This window comes from Paenibacillus pedocola (genome assembly GCF_031599675.1).
Taxonomy (GTDB): Bacteria; Bacillota; Bacilli; order Paenibacillales; family Paenibacillaceae; genus Paenibacillus_AQ; species Paenibacillus_AQ pedocola.
In genome coordinates, this window is the sequence record NZ_CP134223.1 from 1,392,524 (window position 1) to 1,406,493 (window position 13,970).

Here is a 13,970-nt window from a genome sequence, read left to right on the forward strand (position 1 = left end):
TTGAAATGCAAGGATAAATTTATGAAAATAATGAAGGGGGGAACTAAATAATGGCCGAGAAAAAGAAGAACTCTTCTGCAGAGCCTGCAGACGGGGAAGAACAAACCACAGGCGGACGCCGCCGCGGAGATGTTCTGGAGAATGCCATTTTGCAGGCTGCGTGGGATGAATGGAATGAAGTCGGATATAACCGCCTGACCATGGAGAATATCGCGCTGCGGGCAAAAACCAATAAGAATGCGGTCTACCGCCGCTGGCCGAACAAGACTGCAATCGTCGCTGCCGCCATAGGCAAACATCTGGTGAAGCCGGACAGCTTCGGTGTTATACCGGATACCGGCGATTTACGCGGTGATATGCTAGCCCTGCTGCTTGGCATTGTGAAACCGATGGAAATGATCGGGGCCGAGACCATTCATGGTCTGATGACCGAATATTACGGGGGAAGTCTCATTGCTTCCCTGCCGGAAATGATGCATAGCCAGACTGAAAATAAGCTTACGGCGGCTATCCAAGCCATTCTGCAAAATGCCGAGAAACGCGGGGAGCTCAAGCTCGCAGACGTGAGTCCCCGCGTCATCTCGCTTCCTGCGGACCTGCTGGTGTATGAACTCCTTACCACCCATGAGCCGATAGCGGAATCCACGATTACAGGGATTATCGATGACATTTTCATGCCGCTTGTAAGGCCGAAGCAGTGATATGCATATGCTGAACACCCCTCCCTGGAGATAAGGAGGGGTGTTCATATTTACGGATTTCCGTAAGAGAGCTATTCGGTCCAGGAACGGTAGATGCGCCGCACCTCCCGGAATGACTGCTTAGGTTTGCGGTATTCATTAACAAGGCCCTTATTGTTGAAGCCGCGGGCGCGGTCACGGAAGCTCTTGCTGGTGCTCTTCAGATCGCCGCGGATGTCTGCAAACTGCCAGATGAAGGTTCCGCCGATCCGGGGATCGTTACGGAAGATCGCCAGTGCCCCGGTAACAATATAGGCCTGATAATCCTCGCTGAACAATCGGGGCTCCCAGCCTACATCGCCGGACAGCCCTGCACCGCCGAACTCGGTCATCAGCACCGGCCTGTCACCGGCTCCCAGCCGCTCTGCCCGCTCATGGAACTGCTCCAGCATGTCTTTAAAGCCTCCCACCTCACCTTCGTACCAGCCAAAATATTTATTAATGCCGATGACATCGAACAGGGGCAGCAAAATATCTTCCAGCGGGTGCATGGTCGCATAGGTAACCAGCCTGGAAGTATCGAGACTTCTCACCAGGCCGACCAGAGCCTGTGTGAAGACATAGGCCTCCTGTGTGCGGCTGTCAATCTCATTATGAACCGACCAGAAGATGACAGACGGATGATGAACATGCAAGCCGATCATTTCTTCAATCATGGTAAGTGCACGCTGCTGAAAGAGCGGCTCACTTACCGTTTCGTTCGGCAGGGCAGCTCCCCAGATCGGGATTTCGCTCCAGTACACCAGGCCGTGTTCATCGAGCAGATCAAGCCAATAAGAGCTCTGGGGATAATGCGAGCCCCGGACGGAATTGCAGCCCAGCTCCAGTATGATATCAAGCTCTTTGTGCATCAGCTTCGGGGGAAAGGCAAAACCCCACTCGGGATGCTCCTCATGACGGTTAACCCCCTTTAAATAGACCGGAGTGCCGTTAATTAAGATGCGCTGATCCTTCGTCTCAATCCGGCGGAAGCCGATCCGTTCGGTCTTGTCGTCTTCCTCTGTCCGTACCTGAAAGGAATACAGTTCCGGATGGCCGACATTCCACAGGCGCACCTCAGGCATGAGAAGTTTGAAGGTGTGGCTGAAGGTCTGGCCAGCCTCAATCCGGACTTCTTCCGAGTGCAATTCATGTCCGCCTTCGCTAAGTGTCAGTCTAGTCGACTGCTGCACCTGCAGGAATGAGCGGATCTGTACATGAACAGAGACATCGGCGTCCGCGCCATGGAGCGCATAGTCAATTTTCAATTGTTCAATATACAAATCGGGCAGATATTGCAGCTCGCAAGGCCGGATGATGCCGCCGTAATGGAACCAGTCCACCTGCTCGGTCGGAATCGTCAGGCGGTCCAGCGTGCTGTCCGTCCGGACGACAAGCTCATGCTCACCTGCGGCCAGGGAAGGAACAATGAATTCAAAGGGGGTAAATCCGCCGTAGTGGTAGCCAAGATGCCGGCCGTCCAGATACACATCAGAATGGCCCAGCACAGCATGAAAGATCAGCCGGACATGCTGCGCCGCCTGAATCTGCACTTTTTTCCGGTACCAGGCGACTCCTTCGTATTCGTACATACCCAGTTCATTATTCCAGCAGGAGGGTACATAGAGAGATTGTGAAGAATGTGGAAAACGCTCATACCATTGTTCTTGAATCCCTGCATTAAGCGGATCCTGCACAAAGTCCCAAGGCCCGTCCAGTAATTCTGTTCTGCGAATCTGATGCTGGCGAAAAGTCCTTAACAAGCCGATTCCTCCTCATTATTGTCCGGTGTATTGTCAAATACAGGCATCCTGATAATATGGATAGTAACATTCTGCGTTTCAGCATTGAATGGAAAAAAACGCTAATGTCTTGTATAAATCGCGCTTTAAGCTACAGGGGGAGACATGACTTGGAAGCGGCCGGCTACAACTTGAATGACCTCAACGTGCATATCCATTTCGTACTGGACAAGGTTACCTATCCGGGCTGGGAGGATATCCGCAATATGGTGAATGTGCATAGCCTGTACTGGGTTCATGAGGGAGCGGGCATTTTCCGGACCAATGTTGAACATCAGGTGCAGGCTGGAATGCTGATCTATTTGAAACCGGGCCTCCAGTTGTCCATGCGTTCGGAGATGGATGCTCCGCTCCGCATGACGATGCTGCTGTTCGATTGTGCAGAGCTCGGCTATGATGCGGTTTGGAAGGATGTGCAGCCCATCGGTACCCTGAGACTTCCCTTCTTAAGCCAGTACTGTGACCAGCAGGCAGAGGAATTAGGCCGGTTGTTCCGGGAGATTCATCAGGACTGGCTGCCCGGACTGACCGCCGGTACAGCCGTATCCCGGGCTAAATCGCAGATTCTGCTGCATAAGCTTCACCAGACCGTACAAGCCGACTGGAATCTGCCGGAGTCCGGAGCCTTCGCTGCCTTTGAACAGATTAAGAGTAAGCTCGAGAACGCTTATATGGAACATCACCGGATCGAAAAGCTAGCTGATGAATATGGCATTTCCGCTTCTTACTTGCGCAAGCTGTTCCTGAAGCATACAGGCATGGGCCCGAAGGAATACCATATGCATATACAGAACCAGCAGGCCTGCCGCTATCTCATATTTACCGGTTATCCGGTCAGAGAAATCGCCAAATTATGCGGCTTTTACGAGGAATATCATTTCAGCAAAATATTCAAGCAGTTAAACGGTGTCTCCCCGACCCTTTACCGCAGCAGACAGAGAAATGGAGAATAAATTACCTATAGAACCACAGGCGGAGAAAAAGCCGGGGCTGTGGTTCTTTTTTTACGGGAAAGACTATGCCATGATAGCTATGGGGGGCGACTTACGCATGTTTAAGGATTTCAAGCTCATTGCCGGACGGCCGGTATATATTCAGGTTAAGGATTATATGAAAAGCCTCATTCTGAGGGGCGCCCTCCAAGGGGAGCAGAAGCTGCCCTCTACCCGGGAACTGAGCCTGCTGCTGAAGGTGAGCCGCAATTCCGTCATTTCCGCCTACACGGCACTGGAGGATGACGGTTTCGCCTACACGGTGCAGGGGCAGGGCAGCTATGTGGCGCCTGCGGCGGCTTCGGACAGCACGGCAGCCTCGGCCTGGACGATGGACTGGAAGACCCGCTTGAGCAGCAGAGCGCTGCTGGCGGAGGAGCTGGATATTATGAAGCGCGGCATCCGCGCGGGCAAGGATACGATTTCTTTTACGAGCATCGCACCTGATGAAAGCCTGTTCGATCTGGACAATGTAAAACGGGCTTTTCTGGACCGGATGTCCGTGGAAGGCAATGTTCTGCTTAATTATGGATATGCCAAGGGGTATAAGCCTTTAATAGATTATTTGCGGCAATACATGGAGCACAAGGGCGTAGACATGCGCGGCAAGGATCTGCTGATTACGAACGGGTTCACGGAGGGCTTTGATATCGTGTTGTCTGCGCTGGGACAGCGGCACGGAGCGGTGCTCTGTGAGAATCCGACCCATCATACGGCACTCAAAAATCTGCGGCTGAACGGCTTTGACATCAGAGGAGTGGCTATGGAGCCTGACGGCATTCACCTGGGTGAGCTGAAGAGGGCGCTGGAGGAAGGGGAGGTTGACTGTGCGTACTTCGTACCTTCCTACCATAATCCTACCGGTATTGTGATGTCTCCCGAGAAAAGACAGGGACTCATGAAGCTGATGGCAGAATACAGGGTGCCGGTGATTGAGGACGGGTTCAACGAGGAGCTGCGTTATTCGGGCTCCCATGTGGCTCCGCTGATCGCAGCGGCCGGGAGCGGCAACAGTGTTGTCTACCTGGGGAGCTTCTCCAAGGTGCTGTTTCCCGGGCTTCGGGTAGGCTGGGTGCTGGCGGATCAGGAGCTGATCTATTATCTGGAAAGCGTCAAGCGGGCGCGCAGCATTCACACCTCGACGCTGGATCAGTCGATTCTGTATCAGTATCTGCTAGGCGGCCATTTGGAGAAATATCTGAAACGGGCCAGAACGGAGTATAAACGGAAATACGAGCTGACAATGGCCTGCTGCAAAGAATTTCTGCCCTATTCCCGGATAAGCGGAGATGGGGGCCTGCATCTTTTTGTGACCTTCCCCGAAGGCTTCAGTACAAGAGCGCTGCTGGCGGCCTGCCGGGAGCAGGGGGTTATTTTTACAGCGGGGGATATCTTCTTCACGGACGGAACCGGACAACATACGCTGCGGCTGGGCTTCTCCAGGGTAGCGGATGAGGATATACGCAGGGGAATTGAGATTATCGGCAGGACAGCACGGCAACTACTGGGATGAAGAGGGGTATGGAGATGTTAAAAGTAGGCGTAATTATGGGCGGGGTATCCTCTGAATATGAGGTGTCGCTGAATACCGGCAGAGAAATGCTGAAACACTTGGACCGGAGTAAATATGAGGCGGTGCCGGTAGTCATTACAGAGCGCGGACAGCTGATTGATCAGGTAAAAGGGCTGGATTTCGCACTGCTGGCGCTCCACGGCGCTTACGGCGAGGACGGAACGGTGCAGGGCACGCTGGAGACGCTCGGTATCCCTTATTCCGGGAGCGGCGTGCTGTCCAGCAGCCTGTGCATGGATAAACATCTGTCCAAAACCATCCTCAGAAGCAAGGGGATCCTGACCCCGGATTGGCTGTGCTGGGACAGCATGGATGATTATGCACCGGAAGCGGTGGAACGCCTCGGATATCCGGTCATGGTTAAGCCGAATTCGGGCGGCTCCAGTATCGGCATGTCGAAGGTGAACAATTCACAAGAGCTGCGGGGGGCGGTGGAAAAAGCTTTTGCCGCAGACCGTTCCATTCTGATTGAAGGATTCACCGAAGGGCAGGAAATTACCTGCCCGATTCTAGGCGGAGACCTTCTGCCGGTCATTGGTATCCGCTCGCTGGGTGCGGACTGGTTCGACTATAGCGCCAAATATGCGCAGGGCGGAGCGGATGAACGTGTAATCCAGCTGTCTCTGGGGACTCACGAACGGGTGCGTACGGCGGCATTTGCCTGCTATAAGGCGCTGAAGTGCTCTGTCTATGCTCGGGTGGATATGCTGCTGCAAAATGGCGTTCCCTATGTCCTTGAAGTGAACACCCTGCCGGGGATGACCGAAACCAGCCTGCTACCGCGAAGCGCACTCGCTGCCGGCTACACCTTCAGCAGCCTGCTCGATGCCATCATTGCCGGTTCGCTGCAGGTGCGGGGAGATCAAGCGGGGGAGGTGCAGGCGCCGAAGGAGGAAGAGGCAGGGCAAACAGGGCGGATACAGGCTGCGGGAGAATCAAACGAAGCGTGTGCGGAAGCCGGAGAGCAGGCAGCGCAGGCAGATGAAAAAATGCAGGAGGTGATAAGCCATGCTTAAAGAGTCTTCACTTCAGCGCACGCAAGGGCAAGAGTGGATTGCCCCGCGTGTGCGGGAGATTGCGCCTTCGGGCATCCGCGCTTTTTTTGATCTTACTGCCGGTAACAACGATATTATATCACTTGGTGTGGGAGAACCCGATTTCGCTACACCGGAGCATGTGAGAGCCGCCTGCATCCGGGCGCTTGAGCGCGGAGAAACCATGTATACGCCAAATGCCGGGCTGCCGGAGCTGCGGGAGGAAATTGCCCGTTATCTGCACAACGGGTTCGGGCTGCAGTATGATGCTGCAGACGAAGTGATCGTCACTGTAGGCAGCAGTGAAGCGCTGGATCTGGCACTGCGCGCCTTCACCGCTCCGGGCGATGAAGTTATTATCCCTTCGCCCAGCTATATCGCCTACTCCCCGATTGCCCATCTGAACGGGGGCACACTGGTAGAGGTTGAGACCCCGGCGGAGCTGGGCTTTAAGCTGACGGCCGAAGCGCTGGAGAAGGTCATCACCCCGCGCTCCAAGCTGCTGATGCTGAACTTCCCGAGCAATCCTACGGGCGCGGTGATGTCTTACGAAGACTGGCTGCCTATCGCCGAACTGGTGAAGAAGCATAACCTGCTGGTACTCTCGGATGAAATCTATGCCGAGCTGACCTATGACAGTAGACATGCCAGCATTGCCGCGCTTCCCGGCATGAAGGAGCGGACCATAGTGATCAGCGGCTTCTCGAAGGCCTTCGCGATGACCGGCTGGCGCGTAGGGTATGCCTGCGGCAACCGTGAGCTGCTGGCTGCAATGCTGAAGATCCATCAGTACACCGCGATGTGCGCGCCGGTGCTGGGGCAGATTGCCGCCCTCGAATCCCTGCGCAGCGGACTGCGCGACAAGGACCGGATGAAGGAGTGTTTCCGGCAGCGCAGAACGCTGTTTGTGGAAGGCCTCCGGACCATCGGACTCCACTGCCATGAGCCGCAGGGGGCATTCTATGCCTTCCCGTCGATTGCCCATACCGGAATGCAATCCGAGGAATTTGCCGTGCGGCTGCTGAGGGAAGCAGGCGTTGCCGCCGTTCCCGGGCATGTGTTCGGAAGCGGCGGCGAGGGGCACATCCGCTGCTCCTATGCGGCCTCTACGGCCAAGCTGAACGAGGCACTGGAGCGGATGGAAGGGTTTATGAAGGTTAGAATATAACGGATTCCATCACGGATTCAATAATGGTAAAAATGTAATTGTACGATCCTGTTATATCCCCTATAATCCTAAAGGAAGAAACAGGGATATGCAGTATAATAGCTTGCGGCAGCAGCATGGCAGCGATCGCCCCCTTCTTCGGAGAAGGGGCCTTTTTGCGTATGGAGCAGAAACATATGAACAGAGCCGGCGACAGTACTTGGAGCACCAAAATATGCGATTACACACCAGCACAGGAGGAATAATCAATGATCTCAGCAATTGAAGCAGTAATCGGACGGATTGCCCCGGCCGATCAGGAAGCAATCCGGCGCGCGGAGCAGCGGCTGGATATACTGACTAAGCCGCCGGGCAGTCTCGGCCGGCTTGAGACGCTGGCCGTGCGGCTGGCAGGCATCTCCAAGACGGAGCAGCCGGCTTACGGCAAACGCACGGTGGTGGTTATGGCTGCCGATCACGGCGTATGCCGTGAAGGGGTCAGCGCTTTTCCGCAGGAGGTCACAGTGCAGATGGCCTACAATATCCTCAGCGGCGGTGCAGGGGTGAATGTACTGGCCCGTCAGGCCGGTGCTGAGGTGAAGCTGGTGGATATCGGTGTGGGCGCGGACTTGAGCCATCCCGAGCTGATTGACCATAAAGTACGCTACGGCAGCGGGAATATGGCGCAGGGGCCTGCGATGAGCCGGGAGGAAGCGGAACGGGCTATTCTGGCCGGGATAAGCGTGGCGGAGGAAGCGGTGAAGCGCGGGACGGAGATTTTTATTACCGGCGAGATGGGCATCGGCAATACCACGGCCAGTGCTGCAGTTCTCTGCGCGCTGGAAGGCATTCCTGCAGAAACGGCAGTAGGCCGGGGCACAGGGATCGACGATGAGCGGCTGCGTCATAAAATCGCCGTTGTGGAGCGGGCGCTTCGGCTCAATGCCCCGGATGCTGAGGATGCCATCGATGTATTGTCCAAAGTGGGCGGGCTGGAGATTGCCGGTCTTGCCGGTCTGATTCTCGGTGCGGCAGCGGCCGGAGTTCCCGTCGTTCTGGATGGCTTCATCTCCGGCGCAGCGGCACTCGCTGCCAAGTCCCTTGCTCCGGAGTCCATCCATTATATGATTGCCTCCCATGTTTCCGGCGAGCAGGGCCATAAGCTCATGCTGGAACATCTGGGGCTGGAAGCGCTGCTCGATCTTGGGCTGCGCCTTGGCGAAGGAACAGGGGGAGTTCTCTGCCTGCATCTGATTGAAGCGGTCAGCCGGATTATGCGGGAAATGGCTACCTTCGAAAGCGCGGGGGTCTCCGGAGCGGAGAGCCGATGAGCATTCTCGTAACAGGCGGGGCGCGAAGCGGTAAGAGCAGCTTTGCTGAGCGCCTGACACTGTCGCTGGCGGATGAGGCGTTGTATGTAGCAACCGGGCAGGCGTTCGACAAAGAAATGAAGGCGCGGATAGCCCTGCACCGCCGGCAGCGTGAAGCAAACGGTGGCCAGTGGGAGACGCTAGAGGAGCCGCTTGATCTGCCGGCATTGCTTGAGCGCCTCTCCGGGGGAAAGGCGGTGCTTGTGGACTGTCTGACGCTCTGGCTCTCCAATGTGCTGCTGGACGTAGAGGGTGAGACGGACAGACAGGAACGGGTAGAACGGGAGATTGCCCGGCTTGAGCAGAGCGTAGCCGCTTTCGAAGGGACGCTCGTTCTTGTGACGAATGAGGTCGGTGACGGCATTGTGCCGGAATACGCACTCGGGCGGCTGTACCGGGATTTGGCCGGCAGGATGAATGCGCAGCTGGCCAGGCAATGCCGGCAGGTCTTTCTGGTCACCGCCGGGATTCCTATTGAGCTGAAGAGCAGGGAGTACAAGCTGTGAGCGCAAGGAGGGATGCCGCCGCTGCGTTTCAGTTTCTGTCCCGCTTCCCGGTTAAGGATGGCGGGGACTTCTCGCCGGAGCTGCTGCGGCGCAGCGTGGTCTATTATCCGCTGGTCGGTGCGGCAATCGGGCTTGTCACTGCGCTTGGTGCCGCCGCTGCTGCCTGGCTGCTGCCGGCCTGGCCCGCCGCTGTAATTACCCTCATCCTATGGGTGGGACTTACCGGCGGGCTGCATTTGGACGGCTGGATGGACAGCGCCGATGCGCTGCTCAGCTACCGTTCGCGGGAGCGGATGCTGGAGATTATGAAGGACAGCCGGGTGGGGGCTATGGGCGTGCTGGCCTGCGTGCTGCTCCTGCTGCTGAAGGCTTCCTTGCTGGCAGCCTTTATCGGAGGCAGCCATTATTATGCGCTGCCGATGCTGCTGCTGCCGCCGGTCTGGAGCCGCTGGTACATGGTGCGGGCGATGGCCCGCTACCCTGCTGCCCGCGGCAGCGAAGGCCTGGCAGCGGGCTTCGCCGCGCTGCCGCTGCGGCAGGAGCGGCGCGCGCTGCTGCTCGCCGCCCTGCTGACACTGCCCGCCGCCGCTGCGCCTTTGGCGCTTGGCGCGGGAGGCACGGCCTGGCCGCAGCAGCTGGCGGCGGCTTGCCTGGCGCCGCTTGCCGCCGTGGCCTGCGGCACCTTGGCGGCACGGCGGATCAGCAGCCGGCTCGGCGGGCTCACCGGCGACGTGTACGGCGCGCTGAACGAGCTGCTGGAAGCAGCGGTACTGCTGCTTCTTGTGCTGCTGCAGCACAACCTAATGTAGCTGGCGGCTTAGCCGCAAGCTACACCCCGCAAGCTACACGCCGCAAGCCACACACCGAAAGCAGGAAGAGAGCGTGGATCCATACATGGAACAACAAACTGAACTACAAACCAAGCAGCCAGCGGCTGTGCTGATGATACAGGGAACGGCCTCGGATGTCGGCAAGAGCCTCGTTACTGCTGCCATTGGCCGGATCCTGGTACAGGACGGCTATCGTACTGCCCCATTTAAATCCCAAAACATGGCGCTCAATTCCTATGTCACACTGGACGGCAAAGAAATCGGCCGGGCCCAGGGCATGCAGGCCGAGGCTTTCGGCATTACAGCTACCACCGACATGAATCCGATTCTGCTGAAGCCTTCAGGGGAGATGAGCGCACAGATTGTAGTACACGGCGTGCCGCATGCGGCGCTGAGTGCTCGGGAGTACCGCGAGAAGTTCCTTCCGGAGGCGAAGGAGACGGTGATGTCTGCACTCGGACGGCTGCGTGACAGCTATGATGCCGTGTTGATGGAGGGCGCCGGCAGTCCGGCCGAGATTAACCTGAAGGCGCGGGATATTGTGAATATGAATCTCGCAGGCTGGGCTGACGCTCCGGTATTACTGGTTGCGGATATTGACCGGGGAGGCGTCTTCGCATTTCTGGTTGGAACCCTGGAGCTGCTGGAGCCGCAAGAGCGGGCACGTGTCAAAGGCTTCATCATCAACAAATTCCGCGGTGATCTCTCACTGCTGCAGCCGGGGCTGGACTGGCTGGAGGCGCGCACGGGAATTCCGGTGCTCGGGGTGCTGCCGTTTCTGCCGCAGCTGCGAATTGAGGCGGAGGACTCTGTAGTTCTGGAAGGAACCTCGGGCCGATTGCAGCCCGGCAGCACCAGGGAGCTGGATATCGCGGTCATCCGCTATCCGCGAATCTCGAATTTCACCGATTTTGATCCGCTGGAGGATGAGCCGGATACGGTAGTTCGTTATGTGACCTCAGCTCTAGAGCTCGGCACACCGGATGCCATTATCTTGCCGGGCACGAAGAATACAGCAGCTGATCTTGTGTTCCTGAGACAGCAAGGATTCCCGGAGGCGATAGCGCATGCGCTCCGCCAGGGAACCCTCCAGCTCGCGGGAATCTGCGGCGGCTATCAGATGCTCGGGCAGAAGCTGCTGGATCCGGACGCCGTGGAGAGCCCGGAGCCGGGTGAAAGCAGCGGGCTTGGCTATCTCCCGCTGTCGACAGCTTTTCTGCAGCATAAAACGACCGTGCGGGTGAATGGTGTCCTGGCCGACGGCCATCCGCTGCAATTAAGCGGGATCTCTACGACGGCAGCGGCCCATACTGCTGTAAGCGGATATGAAATCCATATGGGAACAACGACGAATCTTGAGCCTGACGCTGTGCGCAGCCTGTTCCGGCTGGAAAGGGCGGATGGGCAGGAGCAGCTAGAAGGCTGGGGCTCACCTGACGGCAAGATATGGGGGACATACCTGCATGGCCTGTTTCATAATGATGAGCTGCGCCGCAGCTGGCTTGACGGCATGCGGAAGGCTAAGGGGCTGACACCGCTGGCAGCAACCTTCTCTTCGGCAGCGCTGCGTGAACAGGAGTTCGATAGGCTGGCTGCATCCGTACGGGAGAACCTTGATATGGAGGCTGTGTACACAATTATGGGGCTGTCCGTGAAAGAGGAATAAGGATGTTTATGGCGATTCTGCTGTAATGGTGGCCGGACTGGCCGAGATCGGCGGCGGATATCTCGTATGGCTCTGACTGCGGCTCTATGACTGGATCGGAGCAGGCATCTGCGTAATCGGAGTGTCGGTGATCCTCTGGGCACCAAGAAGCTAGTATTAGGAGTCTTGCCAAGAACAGGAAGATTCATGTGAAAAAAGGGACTCTCCGGAAGCCGGCAGCTTCCAGAGAGTCCCTTGGTTTGATTGCAGATGTTATGCTCGCGGCGGGGCTAAATTTTGAACTGCCGCACGGCTTCCTGCAGTCTGACTGCTTGTTCGTGCAGATGCTCTACGGTCAGTGCATGACCTTCAAGCTCCTGGTACTGCCGGGAAGAGTTCTCAGCCAGCGAGTCCGCGTTGGAGCGGGACTTGGCAGTAATCTGTGCGGCTTCCTCCACAGAGGCGCTGACTTCTTCGGTTCCGGCAGAGATTTGCTGAGTGGCTGCCGAGACGGACTGAATGCTGTGGTTGATGCTCTGAATAAGAATGAGCAGATGGTTGAAGGCATTTCCTGCTTCAACTACTTTGCTGACACCGGAAGAGACCTCCGAGTTTACGTGATTCATCTCTTCTACCGAACGGTTCATATCCTCCTGCAGACCCAGCAGGAAATCGCGGATTTGCTCATTGGATTCCTTCGACTGCTCGGACAGCTTGCGTACCTCTCCGGCAACAACGGCAAAACCCCGGCCATGCTCGCCTGCACGCGCTGCTTCAATCGAGGCATTCAGCGACAGCATTTGGATCTGTTTCGTAATCTCCGTAATTCCCTGGACAACCTCGCCAATCATTTGCGACCGCTCGTTCATGATGCGGAATTGCTCCAGTGAATGCACAGATGCGACCTCTACCTGGCGCATTTGCTCTACAGCACTCTGGGCAATCTCATTGCCGCCCGTAGCCTCTGCGGAAGCTTCACTGATCTGCTCGGTAACCTCGCCGGCGGCGGAAGCGATATGCTGGATACCGACATTGATTTCATCCATGGCCCGGGAATTCTCCATAGCACTGCTGGCAATCGTGGCGCTGCCTTTGCTGATCTCACTTACGGACTCGGAGGAACGCTGTGCCATTTCGTTCAGCACATCAACACGTGCTTTCAGATCATTGGCATCCGTGACGACTGTATTGGAGGTATCGAGAACCTGTCCGATCATATCCTTAAGCTTCTGACCCATGCTGCGGAAGCTTTCAGACAGCTGGCTGACCTCATCGTTTCCTTTAATCACCAGTTCCTGAGTAAAATCACCGCTGGCCATTTTGTTGCTGTATGCCGTAAGCTGGGAGAGCGGGCGGGTGATTCTGCGGCTCATGTAATAGGCGGCGGCAAGGCCGATAATCAGCGAAGCAAGTGTAATGGCTACACTGGTCCAGATGATGCTGTTGATTTTGTCCTGAACAAAACCTACATCATAACTCACACCAATAACCATCGTGCTTCCGGGAATGCCAATATAGGCAGTTTTATGTATACCGTGACTATCGCTATATGTATCGCTGAGTCCTGTTTTTCCTTTGGCGGCCTGCTGCATTGCAGAGGTTACGGTAAGGCTTTCTTCGGCCTTCAGCTTAGAGCCTTGGTCGGCAGTCAATACTGAAGCTTTACCTTCGGCCAGATTAATCAGAAAGACTGTTTCTACATCATGCTGCTCTTTTTTATCTTTAAAATAGAATTGAAGATTGGTTGCAGACTGTTCGCTTTTATTCAGGGTCTGCTGTGCATGTGTTGCATTGATATTCTTGAATACATCTTGGGCAGCGCCAGACAGGAGTTTATTAATCTGCGGCATGACGTAGTTGTCGATCGTATTCATGGAAATAAAGTAGAAGCTGACACTTAGCACAAGAGACGTAAGCAATAATACGACAAACAATAAGAGCGTGAACTTGCGGCTGATCGAATTTTTAAAACGTACCATTTCATTCTCTCCTTCTTTTGTTTGGATGCATCGTATATCCCATTGCCCATACTTCACAGCAGGGCAGGCAGCAATATATTCCGTAGGTCCAGGTCATATATCAGGCTATCGTTTTCCGGGAATCTGACTGATAACTATTCTATAGAATTAACCTCCGGTTGAATAGTGAAAAATTGAATTACAAAGCATAATTTTCAGAAAAATATGAATAATTATCGAAGGAAATGCTAGATTTACGAAAATAGGCGGACACCGCACTGGATTTACAGAAATTAAATTTCCATGGCTTGTTAGCTTTATATATGATAGAGTATTTATGTTTTTGTTTCTAACAAACTAAATAACCGCGGTTCGTAACCATCCCGCGTAACCA

Annotated in this window: 11 protein-coding genes and 1 pseudogene; 10 read left to right on the top strand and 2 right to left on the bottom strand. The window is 55.6% G+C overall.

All coding sequences use genetic code 11. From position 1 onward, the window contains the following. The first annotated feature begins 50 nt into the window (after positions 1 to 50). Entirely contained in the window at positions 51 to 701 is a 651-nt protein-coding gene (locus tag QU597_RS06090) for a TetR/AcrR family transcriptional regulator (RefSeq protein WP_310831821.1), read from the top strand. A 71-nt stretch (positions 702 to 772) separates the two neighbouring features. Here the strand turns inward: QU597_RS06090 and QU597_RS06095 are convergent, their stop codons facing one another. Continuing rightward, positions 773 to 2,482 carry a glycoside hydrolase family 2 protein gene (locus QU597_RS06095; protein ID WP_310831822.1) on the bottom strand — a complete coding sequence of 570 codons (1,710 nt, stop codon included), beginning with the start codon at positions 2,480 to 2,482 and terminating at the stop codon, positions 773 to 775. A 149-nt stretch (positions 2,483 to 2,631) separates the two neighbouring features. Here QU597_RS06095 and QU597_RS06100 point away from each other — a divergent pair, with 149 nt between their 5' ends. The 9 genes and pseudogenes from QU597_RS06100 (at position 2,632) to QU597_RS06140 (ending at position 11,793) form a co-directional block, all read left to right on the top strand. Beyond that, positions 2,632 to 3,474, top strand: a complete 843-nt coding sequence (locus tag QU597_RS06100; protein ID WP_310831823.1) for a helix-turn-helix transcriptional regulator — start codon at positions 2,632 to 2,634, stop codon at positions 3,472 to 3,474. A gap of 97 nt (positions 3,475 to 3,571) precedes the next feature. Further along, positions 3,572 to 5,026, top strand: coding sequence for an aminotransferase-like domain-containing protein (locus QU597_RS06105; RefSeq protein WP_310833243.1), 1,455 nt, complete (start codon positions 3,572 to 3,574; stop codon positions 5,024 to 5,026). Between the two features lie 14 nt (positions 5,027 to 5,040). Then, on the top strand, positions 5,041 to 6,102 hold the full coding sequence (locus QU597_RS06110) for a D-alanine--D-alanine ligase (protein WP_310833244.1): 1,062 nt from the start codon (positions 5,041 to 5,043) through the stop codon (positions 6,100 to 6,102). Further along, positions 6,095 to 7,288, top strand: coding sequence for an aminotransferase class I/II-fold pyridoxal phosphate-dependent enzyme (locus tag QU597_RS06115; protein WP_310831824.1), 1,194 nt, complete (start codon positions 6,095 to 6,097; stop codon positions 7,286 to 7,288). The genes QU597_RS06110 and QU597_RS06115 overlap by 8 nt, the downstream gene beginning before the upstream one ends. 248 nt (positions 7,289 to 7,536) lie before the next feature. Then, complete coding sequence (gene cobT / locus QU597_RS06120; protein ID WP_310831825.1) at positions 7,537 to 8,598, top strand: nicotinate-nucleotide--dimethylbenzimidazole phosphoribosyltransferase; 1,062 nt, start codon at positions 7,537 to 7,539, stop codon at positions 8,596 to 8,598. Then, positions 8,595 to 9,143 (top strand): bifunctional adenosylcobinamide kinase/adenosylcobinamide-phosphate guanylyltransferase, encoded by a 549-nt coding sequence (gene cobU / locus QU597_RS06125; RefSeq protein WP_310831826.1) that lies wholly within the window; start codon positions 8,595 to 8,597, stop codon positions 9,141 to 9,143. The genes cobT and cobU overlap by 4 nt, the downstream gene beginning before the upstream one ends. Next, positions 9,140 to 9,952, top strand: coding sequence for an adenosylcobinamide-GDP ribazoletransferase (gene cobS, locus QU597_RS06130; protein WP_310831827.1), 813 nt, complete (start codon positions 9,140 to 9,142; stop codon positions 9,950 to 9,952). Before cobU ends, cobS begins: the two co-directional genes overlap by 4 nt. An 85-nt stretch (positions 9,953 to 10,037) precedes the next feature. Continuing rightward, complete coding sequence (locus tag QU597_RS06135; RefSeq protein WP_310833245.1) at positions 10,038 to 11,639, top strand: cobyric acid synthase; 1,602 nt, start codon at positions 10,038 to 10,040, stop codon at positions 11,637 to 11,639. Positions 11,640 to 11,641: 2 nt separating this feature from the next. Next, positions 11,642 to 11,793 (top strand): annotated as a pseudogene (locus QU597_RS06140) (YnfA family protein). Positions 11,794 to 11,908: 115 nt separating this feature from the next. Here QU597_RS06140 and QU597_RS06145 read toward each other — a convergent pair. Continuing rightward, entirely contained in the window at positions 11,909 to 13,597 is a 1,689-nt protein-coding gene (locus QU597_RS06145; RefSeq protein WP_310831828.1) for a methyl-accepting chemotaxis protein, read from the bottom strand. Positions 13,598 to 13,970: the final 373 nt, after the last annotated feature.

Bases quoted from the DNA above. Each gene is read 5' to 3' on its own strand.
- QU597_RS06090 (WP_310831821.1), top strand. From the start codon at position 51: ATGGCCGAGAAAAAGAAGAACTCTTCTGCAGAGCCTGCAGACGGGGAA.
- QU597_RS06105 (WP_310833243.1), top strand. From the start codon at position 3,572: ATGTTTAAGGATTTCAAGCTCATTGCCGGACGGCCGGTATATATTCAG.
- QU597_RS06110 (WP_310833244.1), top strand. From the start codon at position 5,041: ATGTTAAAAGTAGGCGTAATTATGGGCGGGGTATCCTCTGAATATGAG.
- QU597_RS06115 (WP_310831824.1), top strand. From the start codon at position 6,095: ATGCTTAAAGAGTCTTCACTTCAGCGCACGCAAGGGCAAGAGTGGATT.
- cobT (WP_310831825.1), top strand. From the start codon at position 7,537: ATGATCTCAGCAATTGAAGCAGTAATCGGACGGATTGCCCCGGCCGAT.
- cobU (WP_310831826.1), top strand. From the start codon at position 8,595: ATGAGCATTCTCGTAACAGGCGGGGCGCGAAGCGGTAAGAGCAGCTTT.
- QU597_RS06135 (WP_310833245.1), top strand. From the start codon at position 10,038: ATGGAACAACAAACTGAACTACAAACCAAGCAGCCAGCGGCTGTGCTG.
- QU597_RS06145 (WP_310831828.1), bottom strand. From the start codon at position 13,597: ATGGTACGTTTTAAAAATTCGATCAGCCGCAAGTTCACGCTCTTATTG.